Annotated in this window: 11 protein-coding genes and 2 pseudogenes; 10 read left to right on the top strand and 3 right to left on the bottom strand. The window is 53.2% G+C overall.

Annotated elements, in window-relative coordinates; all coding sequences use genetic code 11:
* Positions 1–26: 26 nt before the first annotated feature.
* Both B0O95_RS13735 and B0O95_RS13730 read left to right on the top strand, forming a co-directional pair.
* Positions 27–959 (top strand): Pvc16 family protein, encoded by a 933-nt coding sequence (locus B0O95_RS13735; RefSeq protein WP_104078381.1) that lies wholly within the window; start codon positions 27–29, stop codon positions 957–959.
* Positions 960–1,328: 369 nt separating this feature from the next.
* The gene (locus B0O95_RS13730; protein WP_104078380.1) at positions 1,329–3,404 is read left to right on the top strand and encodes an ATP-binding protein; all 2,076 of its coding nucleotides are present in this window, start codon (positions 1,329–1,331) and stop codon (positions 3,402–3,404) included.
* 260 nt (positions 3,405–3,664) lie between these two features.
* On the opposite strand, the gene B0O95_RS13725 is transcribed toward B0O95_RS13730, so the two are convergent.
* The 3 genes from B0O95_RS13725 to B0O95_RS13715 form a co-directional block, all read right to left on the bottom strand.
* Positions 3,665–4,150 (bottom strand): DUF2778 domain-containing protein, encoded by a 486-nt coding sequence (locus B0O95_RS13725; RefSeq protein ID WP_332908569.1) that lies wholly within the window; start codon positions 4,148–4,150, stop codon positions 3,665–3,667.
* Positions 4,151–5,087: 937 nt separating this feature from the next.
* A complete protein-coding gene (locus B0O95_RS16710; protein ID WP_233203383.1) occupies positions 5,088–5,498 on the bottom strand; it encodes a hypothetical protein in 411 nt (136 codons plus the stop codon).
* Between the two features lie 474 nt (positions 5,499–5,972).
* Entirely contained in the window at positions 5,973–6,779 is an 807-nt protein-coding gene (locus B0O95_RS13715; RefSeq protein WP_104078379.1) for an IS5 family transposase, read from the bottom strand.
* 368 nt (positions 6,780–7,147) lie between these two features.
* On the opposite strand from B0O95_RS13715, the gene B0O95_RS13710 reads away from it, so the two are divergent.
* The 8 genes and pseudogenes from B0O95_RS13710 (at position 7,148) to vapB (ending at position 13,525) form a co-directional block, all read left to right on the top strand.
* Positions 7,148–7,630, top strand: a complete 483-nt coding sequence (locus tag B0O95_RS13710) for a glycoside hydrolase family 108 protein (RefSeq protein WP_104078395.1) — start codon at positions 7,148–7,150, stop codon at positions 7,628–7,630.
* A 2-nt stretch (positions 7,631–7,632) separates the two neighbouring features.
* Positions 7,633–8,283, top strand: coding sequence for a hypothetical protein (locus B0O95_RS13705; protein WP_104078378.1), 651 nt, complete (start codon positions 7,633–7,635; stop codon positions 8,281–8,283).
* Positions 8,284–8,546: 263 nt separating this feature from the next.
* Complete coding sequence (locus tag B0O95_RS13700) at positions 8,547–8,771, top strand: hypothetical protein (RefSeq protein WP_104078377.1); 225 nt, start codon at positions 8,547–8,549, stop codon at positions 8,769–8,771.
* A 179-nt stretch (positions 8,772–8,950) separates the two neighbouring features.
* A pseudogene (locus B0O95_RS13695) lies at positions 8,951–10,076 on the top strand (IS3 family transposase).
* Positions 10,077–10,790: 714 nt separating this feature from the next.
* Complete coding sequence (locus B0O95_RS16705) at positions 10,791–11,288, top strand: hypothetical protein (protein WP_233203378.1); 498 nt, start codon at positions 10,791–10,793, stop codon at positions 11,286–11,288.
* Between the two features lie 249 nt (positions 11,289–11,537).
* A complete protein-coding gene (locus B0O95_RS13680) occupies positions 11,538–12,413 on the top strand; it encodes a tyrosinase family protein (RefSeq protein WP_104078376.1) in 876 nt (291 codons plus the stop codon).
* Between the two features lie 350 nt (positions 12,414–12,763).
* A pseudogene (locus B0O95_RS13675) lies at positions 12,764–13,132 on the top strand (IS66 family transposase); the annotation flags it as partial.
* A gap of 156 nt (positions 13,133–13,288) precedes the next feature.
* Positions 13,289–13,525 carry a type II toxin-antitoxin system VapB family antitoxin gene (gene vapB / locus B0O95_RS13670; RefSeq protein ID WP_104078375.1) on the top strand — a complete coding sequence of 79 codons (237 nt, stop codon included), beginning with the start codon at positions 13,289–13,291 and terminating at the stop codon, positions 13,523–13,525.
* The last annotated feature ends 8 nt before the right edge of the window (positions 13,526–13,533 follow it).

The raw sequence follows: 13,533 nt of genomic DNA, 5'->3' as shown, positions 1-13,533 counted from the left end.
GCCAGCCTAACTTTAGGACATTCACTATGGCCACGCCTCCTGCAATTCAATCCGATACCACCTTGATCGAGCTAAACACCGCGATCGCAGATGCATTGCAACCCTATCTGCCGAGCGATGTCACCATCTGCTTTACACTGCCCAACGCTGGCGAAAACCCGGATATACCGACTGTCAGTGTGTTTTTATACGATATTCAAGAGGACTTGCAACTGCGCACTACGCAAGGCCGACAATACGATCCCGGGTCAGGACAACTGCTACCGGGCACAGCCCAGATGCGTTGCTGTTACCTCATTACTTACTGGGATTCGTCGCACAGCTCAAGTTCAGATGCTCCCGATGCGGGAGCATCCAGCCAAGCAATGGTGATAATGAATTATGTGTTAAACGGCCTATTGAACAACCGGTTATTGCCCGCGCTGCCAGGTGCCTACACACGAGTGCTGCCGCCGTCCGAGGAGTTGAACAGCCTTGGTAATTTTTGGCAGTCAATGGGCAACAAACCCCGCTTGTGCCTCAGCTATGCAGTGACGGTGCCGATTCGCCTAACCGATCCCCAGGTCAAAATCGCACCTGTCTTATCGGTATCTCATCAGGTTGAGCAATATTCAGGGATCGATTGGCACGATCAAGCTGCTCAAGCTCTCAAGGCTGCGTTGGTTATGGCACTGATACAAGCCCACACTAGCGCTTGGAACGCTGAGGATCGCGCGCAATTGGACAAAATGACATTAATTTGCCAGCCTGCTGAACGTTTAATTACAAGGGAAGCGATCAGTGTGACACCCCAGCGCCTGTTCGTGACGCTGTCAGGTATGGTGACGACAGTCAATAAGGCTCGCATCGCACAGGTACTCGAGCGCTGGGCATCAAGCGCCACGCCGGTCGCCACGCTTGCCGGTTATGCGTTGAGCGTGGACAAAGTCGATAATCAGCTGACTACGCCAGAGCAATAGTTTTGCATACGCCGCAACGAATGAGAAATTATTAGTATAATTTTCCGATTATATCGGAAACTAAAGATTAAAATAATTAATTGGTTATCTGGAGCATACTGCTTACATTGGAAATTTGAAAGTTGGCTTGCTATGGTCGATGAAAAAGAATTGTTATCTCAAAGTGCGTTAGGGTCAGTCAGTGTTGCTGTTTCCTGTTTTTGTGCGCTGCACATTCCCTAGCGCTGGCTGACGAGCGCCACGCTGATTGTCACGCTTAACGGTTGCCCCTAAACGTCAATAAGACCGTCCTTTAACTGATCACGCTCACCGCGCTTTAACAACGCGAGCAGGTAAGACGGCTTAATCTGTTGATAGGAAGTATTGACGATGAAAGAACCGCCTTCCGTAGCGGGCACGCGCGCCGCCGCTACGCTTGACATCTTGCCGCACATCGAGCGGCTTGATTTGTTACTACAACGCCAGCTGCATTGGCAAGGGCAAGACCCAGACGATCGGTTGGGCTTGCGCGAGCTGTTTGTTTCGTCCGACGAGGTCGACGCACGGCTGAGCGCTCCGCGTGGCCAGCCTGCGTGGTTAGACGAACCGGTAAACCCTGTCATCGAAGAGCCAATCCCCGCATGCTCGTGCGGACGCCTCGCCGACGTGGTAACTTGTTACGGTCTTGGCTCACTAGAGCGAGATTTACTGCTGCTTAGTCTTATGCCTCAAATTGATGAGCGCTACGGGGCATTATTCGCGTTTTGGCAAGCCAATGACGCGCTTCGCTGGCCAACGCTGGGCAGTGGCCTACGTCTGTTATGCCCAAACGGCCGCACACGCGTTGTCGAACAGGCACGGCTTAGCGCCCATTCACCGCTTTTTACCCTTGCGCTGGTTAAACAAAAGGCGCCGGACGAGATTCCAGCGGAATTGTGTATCGCTCCCAGCATATATCATTATTTGCTAGGCGTGGACACACGTGCGACGGTGCCTTGCGCTGATTGGCTTACGCCCGTGGACAAAGCGTATGACGCTCAGTGGATTGCTACACTGGCAGCTGGCTGGCACGCGCCCAACACTGTTAGCCCGATCGTGCTGCTGCACGATGACGCCAACGGCGATGCATTGACCGCGGCCACGGCTGCCGCAGCAAGCACACAACGTCTGGCCTTGCGCCTTAACCTAGCGACGTTACCCGAGAATGACGAAGACGCGCGCACCACAATCATTGCGGCGCTGCGCGAAGTCCGCTTGCACAATGCTTGCTTGATCCTCGACGCACTGCCGATGTTACGCACCACGCGCAAAGGCATTGCCGCTGAGCTGGGCACTCGCCTTGATTCCCATCCCGGGCCCGTTGTGATTTTGGGGGGCACGCACATCGATTGGCTCGGTACGCGGCCTCATGTGGTGCATCAGCTGCCCGAACGCTCGGTCGACAAAATCCGCGAGTGGCTGCAAACGGCGCTCAACACTACTTATCCTCACCATGGGCTTGCTGCGTCCGAAGTGACTTCGCTTGCGCAACGCTACCGACCGTCGCCGCCAGCGCTCGAGACGACCCTTTGTGAAGCGGATCTGTACCGGCAGCAGCGGGGAACGGACGCTCGCCTGGAGCGTGTCGATCTCGCGCGCGCCTTTGGCCTGCGTGCGCAGCGCGACTTCGGTGATTTGGCGCAACGCAAAACGCCAACGCGGACCTTTGACGATTTAATTCTTACGGATGACGTGCAACAACAGTTGCATGAAGTCTTGGCCGCAATCAGCCAGCGCGAGATGCTGCTTGCGCAAGGCTTCGCTCGCAAGCTTGGCAATGCGACCGGCATCAGCGCGCTCTTTTATGGTGACTCGGGTACCGGAAAATCGATGGCTGCTGAGGTAATTGCCAACGCATTAGGCGTTGACTTGATCCGAGTCGATTTATCGACTGTAGTTGACAAATATATTGGTGAAACAGAAAAGCGCTTGGCACGGATTTTTGATTTGGCAGCCCATGACGCAGGCGTGTTGTTTTTTGACGAGGCCGATGCGCTGTTTGGCAAACGCACAGAAACCAAGGACGCACATGACCGGTACGCCAATATTGAGGTGTCGTACTTGCTGCAGCGGCTCGAAAGCTATCCGGGTTTAGTCATTTTAGCGACTAATCATCGCGCACGCCTAGACGACGCGTTCACGCGGCGCTTAACGTTCATAGTGCGCTTTACGTTTCCGCAGTTGCCCGAGCGCGAGAAAATGTGGCGCGCGATTTGGCCCGATGCCGTACGCGTGGCCGACAATATCGATGCGCAGCAGTTGGCGGCGCGCGCCGAAATTACTGGCGGCAATATCCGCAATATCGCTTTACTGGCCGCGTGGCTCGCGGCGGACGCCGGCGCGTCGCAAATCGAATGGTCGCATATCGATCGCGCGTTGCAGCGCGAGCTCGCGAAGATTGGGCGGACGTGGACCCCTACAAAATGATGAGACGACGAGGACCGCGCCTTTCGGTTGTGCAAGACTGTCTTTTTATATCCCATACGAACACCCTAGATAACATTAACCAGCTTCGCTGGGCAATTTTATAGGCCTTGACCAAAACGTTTAAAATACGACGACAAGTTACTGCAAACGACGCACGCCATGTGGGGTATCTAATCGCCACTACTGATGTTATGCTCGCCAAGATAAACTACCCGGCCCTTTCTTAAGACCAGTGCCGATTTATGGCTGAATCAGAACACTTATCGCACGTCTACAGTGCCATAGGCGCGAATCGAGCGCCCAGGAACGGGGATCGTCGGGCTTGCTTTTAGGTGATCGTAAAGGTTCTTGAAGTCATCCGGATTGGCCAAAGTAATGCAGCCGTTACTAGTTCGGCGTGGACCTATCGGATGGAGCCTGAAATTGCCACGTCGTACCCCTTGGATAATTGTCCAGTCGTCGGTCACGCCATCATCGCGGTATAGCGCAAACCAAGTGCTTCGGTCGGTGCCGTAACCATATTTCAGAAAGAAATCGCGGATTTGGCTCCTCAGTCCCCCGGATTCGCGGTCGACAATATAGTAGCGGTTGGGCGGTAGTGGCCCGATGTTCGGCTGTGTAACCGCAGCACGATTGTTGCGCCCTGAATCCTTTCCAGAGAATGCCTTGAACGAGCCTACACCGTTGCACGAAAGCTCAGAAAAATGACGGTTATTTAATGTAAATCGACAAGAAATTGACATCATGCACCCTGCCAAAAAATAATTTAAGAGCGGAAATGAATAAAAGTTAGAAATTGTTGATTTAAATTTATATCATTCAATTTGGATGTCAAGAAAAATTTGAGCGCGGTCCTAAGCGGGCGATGACACGTAGTGATCGTTGCAAATAGTAGCCGGAGGCGTACAAAACAGTGTGCAATACATTGCCAATTCGCCTGTTGCGTCAATTAACAGCGGTACGTGCCTCGCTCTTGCTTCATGTGGCTAATAATTTACGCAATGGCCCTGTCGAAGTTTGAACTAGCGCCGCCAGCGGGGTAGTATTCGTGTTGGCCGCGCTGCACGATTGCACCAGCACAACGTCGCATCAACAACGGCCATGTCGGTTGGATGTCCAGAGATCACGAAGAAGTGTGCAGCCGATTAGCTTCCGGGCTCGGCGACAAAGGTTGTCTTGGCTTGGTGTACCTCGAGGCCGAGAGTGCCTTGGATAATAAGCGCGACGTGTTGCCGTTGAGATAAACAAATTCAAAAAAGACCGATCAACAAGCTGGATTTTACCCCGTACGCCTGGGTACCGTGGTCAGCGTCGGATAAATACTGGATTTTTTATAATTTGTGTAAAATTCCTTGCCACAAGTCAGCACCGATTCAACACGCGAGTACGCAGCAGTTAGAAGCCGGCGCGTCCATACGTTTGACGTTTATGGAATTGAGCCGATTGACATGGGTCTGAACGATATCGTTGCTGTAGGGTATGACATATGCGGCATCGTAGTCGTGGCCAATGCCGCACCGTACGCCGGTCAATGCTGTAAAGTGCGCCATCGCCCGGACTGCTATTCCGCTCCGATGATAGTGCATAACTGATTCATACCGTGCTCAATGAAATCGCCAAGATTCTTATACATATCCCATCGGTTGGCCGCTTGTATTGTTTGTGGTTGTGATACCTTCGACGTCAGCACCAGCGCGACCTCGCGATACGGTTCGGATCGCGCGGTTTCCTGTTAGCCCGTTCGGTTGCGTCACGATCAGGCAACAGATCCGACGGGCGCCGTTGCTCGAAGCTGACCGGTAGAGTGCCATAGCGATGACCGCGTTTGAATACCCAGTCGTCGATGTTGTCGCGACGCGCTTCTGGCCGTTGCGGCTGGGCCAACGAAGAATTATTTCGCTGCTGCTCAGGCCGATCCGTCTTGGCGCAACGCCTGTGCCACTTCACCGAAATGCTGGCTGTATCGATCACGTAACAATCCATGCGACGCGAGCGCAGTGCTCTATAGATCGAGAACCCATCCTGACCACCCTCATAACTGACCGCCACACGCACATCATCTTTGGGCAGCGACCATTTTTGCTTATTGCTCAATCACTTCCAATATGGCTTGCGCTCGCATGGCCGCTTGCGTTCCCCTTACCGTGTGCACCGCTGGACTCTGTCTGCGTCCATCATGCAGCGCGATTCCCCACTGGGCCCCTGCCAGCTTGAATGGCGTTGCCAATATTATGTTCTCAGCATAGACTCCGGCTAAGTAATCTGTACGCTTAATAGTCTCCGTTGCGTTCGCCTTGATTCATTTAACTTTACGGCTTAGGCTTTAACGGTTCTCACGCTACATAGAGTTTAATAATGAGGGTAACAAAGGTGCAGTCTAGTCAAATTTGGCGACCTGCATTGCTCGTGCCCGATTTTCTACTATAGCGGAGCACCGCTCCTACCTTTAGTAAGGATTATCCTACTAGGTATGATTTTCACAAATCAATATTTTGTGAAAATTTTTCATTCGTCAACACCCTAATTTTCTAGGTCGGCCTCGCTTAACAGAGCTCACACTAGAGCGTGTTATGCACTTTGAAAGATAGGCGCGGCATGAACGAGCATGAGCATGGCAAAGACGACGAAATGCAAGCCGACGAGCGTTTCGGGCAAACGCTCGTCGTCGCGAGCGAGCCTTCGAAAGCGATTGAGCCATCCGAAACTGCGCTCAACGACCCATCGGCGCGGCAGCAGGATAAAGCCCTTCTTTGCCTCTGGCAGTTTGATAACCTGCAATTCGATGTCTTCATCCTGCGCGGCTTGCGCAGGCTCTTCTCCTGTATAACCTTGGTCGGCAAAGGCAAGCTTCACGCTCTGCCCAGTGACAAGTTGCACCTCTTGTGCCAACACCTGAACCTGTGCGCGCTCTTGCTCATTGGCCGGCGTGACATGAACCGCTAGCAAATGCCCGAGCGTATCGACGGCCATATGCACCTTGCTCCCTCGTTTGCGCTTGTAGCCGTCGTAGCCTGCGCGTGGGCCACTCTCGCAGCTCGACTGCAACGTACGCCCGTCCAGAACCACCGCACTAGGTTGTCCTTGCCGGCCCTGCGCGACACGCAGCACCGAACGCAAATCCTGAACCATCGCTTCGAAGCGGCCCGCTCGCAGCCAGCGTTGAGTTTGCTGATACACCGCCTCCCATGGCGGAAAGTTCGTCGGCAGCATACGCCACGCAGCACCCGCACGAGCCAGCCAACGCAGCGCGTTGAACAACTCGCGCAATTCATACCGTCTTTGTGGTGCATCTGGCTCCATCAATGTCAAATACGCAGCAGCGAAGCTCCATTCTTCGTCCGTTACGTCGCTCGGATAGGGTCTGCGTTTCTCCATCTCGATTCGACTCTGAGCCTCGCGGAAAGTGCATAACACGCTCTAGTGCTTGACATTAAAGTTAGGTGGTGTAGATTGAACTCAAGGCTGTGTTTTTAAGGTCGTCAGCCGAGGCGGCTAAGCTTCGCGTTGGTGTGAAGCGACCGCTATATCAAGATTGTTGGCCTATTGCTTTGTGCTTAGCTTCAGTAATTAATGTACAGTATCTTAAGGCCGATCGAGTTGTGCATTGTATAGCACCATAACTTCGGGCTACTAGGCAAGTTCACAAGGATTGGAAATAGGTGATAGGTCGACGGACAATTTTTTCCTTGTTTTGTGAGCCGCTTCTTGTGTCGGATAAGTAAATGTTCCTTTTGTGGACCAGCATGAGCACTTTTGATGACGCATTTGACCTGCTCATTGGTAATGAAGGGGCATACCCTAATTGCCTTCAAGATCCTGGCGGTGAAGCTATGTGGGGCATCAACCAACGGGTCGCGTTCGCATGGGGCTATACCGGTCCAATACAGGATTTGCCGCGTGAGACAGCAAAGCACATTGCCAAGGCGCTTTACTGGGATCCGCTGCACTGTGACGGCTACGACGCGCGTGTTGCCTTGCAAATCTTGGACGCCAATTACAACGGTGGCCCTGTTGTCGTCTGGATGCAGCAAGCCAGCGGCGCGCTCGCCGATGGCAAACTTGGACCCAAGACAATCGCCGCGATGCAAGCGGTCGACCCAGAGCTATTTATTATGCGTTTTGTGGCCGCACGCCTAACCTATTTAACCGCGTTGCAAACTTGGCCCAGCTTTGGGCGCGGCTGGGCACGGCGAATCGCCACCAATTTGAGGGTAGCCGGAGCTTAATCATGTTACCGATTGTCCTTGCTCTTGCGCAGTTCGCGCCCCAAATCGCACAGTGGATTGGGGGTAGCCGAGCCGAAGAGATCGCTCAGAAAGTGGTCACCATTGCCCAAACGGTCACCGGCACCAGCACGCCAGAACAGGCGTTGTCTTCAATCCAAGCCAACCCCGAACTTGCTTACCGATTTCAGGAATCGATCGTCGAGAGCCAAGTCGAGCTGCAGCGTATCGCCGCTGAGTTGGAGAAGGCGCACATCACTGCCAACATTGAAACGGCAAAGGCGAATGCTGCCGACCGCGCCAATGCTCGGCAGATGGCGTTAACTGCACAAGACCGCACCCCGCGTATCCTCGCCTATTTGTACACAACCGCTCTATTTTTGGTGATTGGCGCGCACTTCTGGTTGTTGTTTACTCGTGTACCAATCGAACCGCTTGCACTTGGCCTGCTTGGCAATATAGAGGGCGTGCTTATTGCAATGGTCTTGGGTGCAAAGGAATTCTTCCTTGGTTCGTCCTCCACGGCGAAAAAGCAGGCCGCAGTGATTACGAGCTTTGCGACGGACCCGGACACTTACGTTACGACTCAAGTGTTGCCTGTTGCGGTGGACCATTCTGAGAAGGCATTGCCATCGTTAGCAGAAGGAAAATCTTGAAAGTTTTTTAATGTTTATGGTCAACATGTTCATGTGCAGAGTAACGGTGTCAACAGCAGCTTAGAAATGGCTCTTCCCCACTTTGTGTGAAGTTTCATGTCACAAATCAGCACTGATTCAACACGCGAGTACGAAGCAGTTGGAAGCCGGCGCGGCCATACATTGGGCGCTTGAGGAACTTGAGCCGATTGACATGGCCCTCGATGGTACCGTTGCTGTAGGGCGTGAGTAGGGCAGCGTGTACGGCATCGTAGTCGTGACCAATGCTTGGCTGCAAACCGCTGCATTTCTGGTACACCGCTGGCCTGGGCTTGACGCAGCCAGCTTGCCAACGCTTGATGTGCGCGGCGCTTGACTATGTTGGTGAACTCGAGCGACAGCCGCCGGATCGCCACAATCTGTGGATTTCGCTCGCCGAGTCGTTGCACAAAGCGCTGGATGTGCCGCTTGTTGTCGTCGGTGAGCGCGGCCGTGCCCCGACCCATTAACCAGCAGCCTACGCGGCGAGTGGAAGGCTCCGCTCGTACACAACAGTACGCAGCTGCTGTGTGATTGCACAGGCTTGTCCCCAAGGCTGAAGGGCTTGGTGATCTGCTTTAGAAATTCTGGACCGATGCGAGAGCGAGTTTTGCGGCAAACTTGACCTTGAACCAGAAGGTGGTTTGTCATGAAACGCAAGCGTTTTTCGATCGAACAAATTGTGGCTGTGCTCAAGCAAGCGGAACTGAGGATGCCGGTGGCGGACTTGATCCGCCAGATCGGCATTTGCGAGCAGACGTTCTATCGGTGGAAGAAGCAATACGCTGGGATGCAGTCGGACCCAGTGCGTGAGCTCAAGCAATTGCAGGATGAGAATGCACGGCTCAAGAAGCTCGTTGCTGAACTGAGCCTGGACAAGGCTATCTTGCAAGATGTTGCAAAAAAGTGGCCCGGCCCGCGCTGAGGAGAGCCGTAGTGGATTACGTGGTAAGCCACTACGGATTGACGATGAGGCGGGCCTGCCGGCTCGTAAAGCAACCGCGCAGCGTTCAATACTACCGCAGCGTCAAGGACTCTCGTGTTGAGCTTCGCGCGCGCATGCGCGAGATTGCCTACACACGCGTGCGCTACGGCTATCGGCGTGTCCACGTGCTATTGCGCCGCGAAGGCTGACAGTTGGGCAAGAATCAGGCGTACCGGCTGTATTACGAAGAACAGTTGCAGCTGCGCTCGAAGCTGCCGAAGCGACGAAAGAGGGTGGTGACACGGGTGGCCAAGATCATGCCGGCCAAACCGAACGACGCCTGGAGTATGGATTCGTGGCCGACCAGCTGGCTGATGGTTCAAAATTCCGAACCTTGACGATCGTGGATGTCTTCACGAAGGAAGCACTGGCCATCGAAGTCGGACAACGATTAAAAGGCGAACACGTAGTGTCAGCACTGAATCGAATCGCAGCCAGACGCGGCGCTCCACGGCACCTGTTCGTGGACAATGGTAGCGAATTTTCCGGACGTCTGCTTGATATGTGGGCGTATCATCATCGCGCAAAAGTGGACTTTAGCTGGCCGGGTAAGCCGACGGACAATTGCCACATCGAGACGTTTAATGGATCATTCCGTGACGAGTGCTTGAACTTACATTGGTTCGAGACGTTGAGCGAAGCAAAAACGATTGTCGAGGCGTGGCGCCGGGATTACAACGAGAGCCGTCCTCACTGTGCTCTCCAAGAGTTGGCGCCAGCTGAATTTGCCCGTCAGCTGGCGCTTTTGCCGAGTCCGGCTGGACCCGAAACGCCGGAAAACTCGCTCTAGATCTGGTCTGGAAAACCCGAGCGGATCATCGAGGCCGTTCTCCAAGATTGAAACGGTCCGAAGAAATCAGGCAGGTCAGTGTGCCGACAGAGACCAATAAAGCAAGTGAGGTCTCACTCGCGGACCTTCTATAGGCCTTGAGACAGTGTGTCAGGCCGGCGAGATTCGACTCACGCATCACCGCAAAGCGCGTGTCCCACATGGTTGGCGCACTCGCGAAAATCTGTTCGAACATACTTGGCCAAAGATATAGCAATGGCTCGAAACTGAACTCGGTATTGTGGCAAAGCAACTACACGAGCGCCTCATCGCGATGGCTCCTACCCTGTAATCCGGTGCTCAACTGCGCCCCCTGCGGCGCCGGGTGACATTAAAGCAACGCGCGTTGCTGTGAGCCAAAATAAAAATTATCGCAAAGCACGGCTCCTCTCTTCAATAAAGATCTTCACATTCGGTCTTATTTTCACAAGACATCGTATTGTGAAAATTTTTCATTTTTTTAAAACCCTAACTCTCTAGATTGTCTTCGCTTAGCAGGATTGTCAATACTACTTGACATCGGGGTTAATTGATGTAACTTAAGTTAAGTGCTTATTTCATTGCCTCATGCGATAAAAGGCGCCTGGGAGGATCCAAACAAACAAAAACTTGGTTCTTGACATATGATTTGAATAGTATAGTTTGAAGACAAGGGCGTTTGGTAAGGGTGTAAAAATGCAACCTGTATACGCAACCTTTGCGTCGTCGCGAAGCGGTTCTGTTGGTGAGGTTCACGGCTTTATCCTCCGTCGCTTGGTGAGTGCGTTGGTGGAGCAAGCGTTTGGAGCGCATTCCGAAGTGAGCCGTTGCACACCTGGAATTGAAGCGACCTTGGAATTGTGGGTCAAATCAAAATTGGCTTCACTTTTGAATCCAGTATTAGGAACTCTTTCCCTTTTGGTGATCGGTGCACACTTCTGGTTGTTGTTCACTGGTGTACCAGTTGAACCGCTTGCGCTTGGCCTGCTTGGCAATATAGAGGGTGTGCTCATTGCAATGGTCTTGGGCGCAAAGGAGTTCTTTCTCGGTTCGTCCTTCACGGCGAAAAAGCAGGCCGCAGTAATTACCAGCTTTGCGATGGACCCGGGCACTTACGTTGCGACTCAAGTGTCTCATTTTATGGGAGACCGTATTGAGACGGCATTGCCGTCCTCGGCCGAGGCCAAACCGTGAAGATTCTAACGTGTATGGTCAACAAGCGCATTTGCAGAAAATTTTAATTAAAGCTATATGAGAGAAGCGGTCGCTATTAAATTGTCATTGGAGCGCCTACTTATAGAGTAAGCAGGAGTAAATGATCGATATTCGATACGGAGGAAATTGATGACGTTGAAAATAGATTGAATTGGTAAACAATATGCAGCAGTGTCCATGTAGGCACAAAAATTGTTGTTTCAACTATTGTCTTAGTAGGAGTGAAATATGAACATTCGACGTAACCACCGTGACATGACTCCAGATCAGAAGAGCGCTTTTGTGCAATCGGTTTTAAAGCTAAAGAACGAAGTCGACAGCGTCTTGCGACCGGGTCAGATGAAGCGTTACGATGACTTTGTTCAAGTTCACAAAAATGCAATGATTGGGCCAGACATGTTTAGGCCGATGCCTCACGGGAGCCGACCTGACGGGAGCCCACTGTTTTGCCCTTGGCACCGTATTCTGCTGCGTCAGTTCGAACTGGCACTGCAAGAAGCGAGTAACGATGCAACCATAACTATCCCTTACTGGAACTGGAGTATTTCGGGTGACGACAATCCGTTCAGTCGAGATTTCATGGGGGGAAACGGTGACAGGGACCAGGATAATCGCGTGACAGACGGGCCGTTTGCATTCTCTACGGGCCAATTCCCCATACGTATTTGGGACGAATCGAACGGTGATCCAGGCCTACAGCGCAACTTTGGCGAGGATTCTAGGGCTCACCTGCCACCAAGGACGGAGGTAGAGTCATCCTTGCGGCACACTCCTTATTTTTCTGGGCCTAATAGCTGGGAAGCAGTTTTGCAATATTCCCTCCATAATCCAGTTCACAACTGGATCGGTGGGAATATGGCCAGGGCCACTTCGCCAAATGATCCAGTTTTCTTCCTGCACCATTGCTATGTTGACCGGCTTTGGGAACAGTGGAAGCAGAAGCATCCAACTATCGATCCTTACCTCCCCAAAAGTGGCGCACCGGATAAAGATCTTGATTCGCAACTGGTCTTCAATGCCCCGGGGAAACCCGCACCATGGGAGGGAACATGGACGGTGGCGGAAACGATTTCAACGGCCGAATTAGGCTATGAATATGGTTGAGGCCAATCGCGCTGGGCTTACCGATCTCATACCGGCCCAGCCAAGCTTGTCGTCACGTTCAGTCTTGGTTTAATTGGTCAGGCTTAAAGTTGGTTATCTCTATAAGTCGGCGCTGTATCCAACATTGCGTCGCCATCGATGCGCACCTGCTACGGTGGGCGGCTCAAAGTTCAAGCGCTTTCGCCAACGTCCGCGTGGCGCTCGTGCGTGGCTTGCGAAGATCATCCGGGCTCAGCTTGGGTTATTCGCTCATTGGCCGCTTTTGTATGGTCGGCTGGATGCTGGGAGCCGTATGAGTTGAGAGGCTCACGTACGATTCTGGGAGCGCGTGGGGGGAGATTCCCCCGCGCGCGACTCGCTCTCCGTTGTACCGTCAAGAACGCATCTTCGGGCGTGTCGGTCTTGCCATCGCCCAATCAACGCTGGGCCAGTGGGTTGGCGTTTGCGGCGTGCGACTGCAGCCGCTGGTTGAGGCGCTTCGCGAAAAGCTTCTACAATACGGCGTACTGCACGCCGATGAGACGCCTGCGCAAATGCTCGTTTCAGGTAAAGGAAAGACGCAACGCGCATACGTATGGGCATACGCCACGACGCAGTTCGCTCACGGGCGTGCTGTCGTCTATGAATTCGCCGATAGTCGCGCGGGCGAACATGCTCGCCAGTTCCTCGGTGATTGGCGCGGCAAGCTGGTATGTGACGACCACAGCGGCTACAAAGCCGGGTAACAGTAGCCCAAGGCGCGCTCGTTACGAGGCATGACTATGCACGATCCGCTTGAGGCATGGAGTGCAGTCGCCGCCCATGTACATACGCGTATTTACATAAAGCGATGGATAGTCTATAGTACATCCAAAGTACACACATCAGAAACCACTATGCATACCACCCGCGTTTTCAAGAATGGCAACTCGCAAGCCGTTCGCATTCCAGCCGACCTTGCTTACGACCGGAGCGATATCGACATCGAAATTGAGCGCGTAGGCGATGAGATCCGTATCCGTCCGATGCGTCGTCCGCTGACTGGCGTGCTCAAGAAGTTCGCGAAATTCGGGCCGGATTTCATGGCTGAAGGCCGCGGCGAGCAGGAGCAGGCTGAGCGCGAGGGATTGTGATGCCGCGC

This window comes from Mycetohabitans endofungorum (assembly GCF_002927045.1).
In the GTDB taxonomy this organism is placed as follows: domain Bacteria; phylum Pseudomonadota; class Gammaproteobacteria; order Burkholderiales; family Burkholderiaceae; genus Mycetohabitans; species Mycetohabitans endofungorum.
The sequence above is the reverse complement of the archived record's forward strand: the minus strand, read 5'-3'. Positions and strand labels throughout refer to the sequence as shown.

What these genes read in the sequence shown, in the direction of transcription:
- B0O95_RS16705 (WP_233203378.1), top strand. Translation starts at nt 10,791, where the DNA reads ATGCAACCTGTATACGCAACCTTTGCGTCGTCGCGAAGCGGTTCTGTT.
- B0O95_RS13710 (WP_104078395.1), top strand. Translation starts at nt 7,148, where the DNA reads ATGAGCACTTTTGATGACGCATTTGACCTGCTCATTGGTAATGAAGGG.
- vapB (WP_104078375.1), top strand. Translation starts at nt 13,289, where the DNA reads ATGCATACCACCCGCGTTTTCAAGAATGGCAACTCGCAAGCCGTTCGC.
- B0O95_RS13730 (WP_104078380.1), top strand. Translation starts at nt 1,329, where the DNA reads ATGAAAGAACCGCCTTCCGTAGCGGGCACGCGCGCCGCCGCTACGCTT.
- B0O95_RS13680 (WP_104078376.1), top strand. Translation starts at nt 11,538, where the DNA reads ATGAACATTCGACGTAACCACCGTGACATGACTCCAGATCAGAAGAGC.
- B0O95_RS13715 (WP_104078379.1), bottom strand. Translation starts at nt 6,779, where the DNA reads ATGGAGAAACGCAGACCCTATCCGAGCGACGTAACGGACGAAGAATGG.
- B0O95_RS13700 (WP_104078377.1), top strand. Translation starts at nt 8,547, where the DNA reads ATGCTTGGCTGCAAACCGCTGCATTTCTGGTACACCGCTGGCCTGGGC.
- B0O95_RS13725 (WP_332908569.1), bottom strand. Translation starts at nt 4,150, where the DNA reads ATGATGTCAATTTCTTGTCGATTTACATTAAATAACCGTCATTTTTCT.
- B0O95_RS13735 (WP_104078381.1), top strand. Translation starts at nt 27, where the DNA reads ATGGCCACGCCTCCTGCAATTCAATCCGATACCACCTTGATCGAGCTA.
- B0O95_RS13705 (WP_104078378.1), top strand. Translation starts at nt 7,633, where the DNA reads ATGTTACCGATTGTCCTTGCTCTTGCGCAGTTCGCGCCCCAAATCGCA.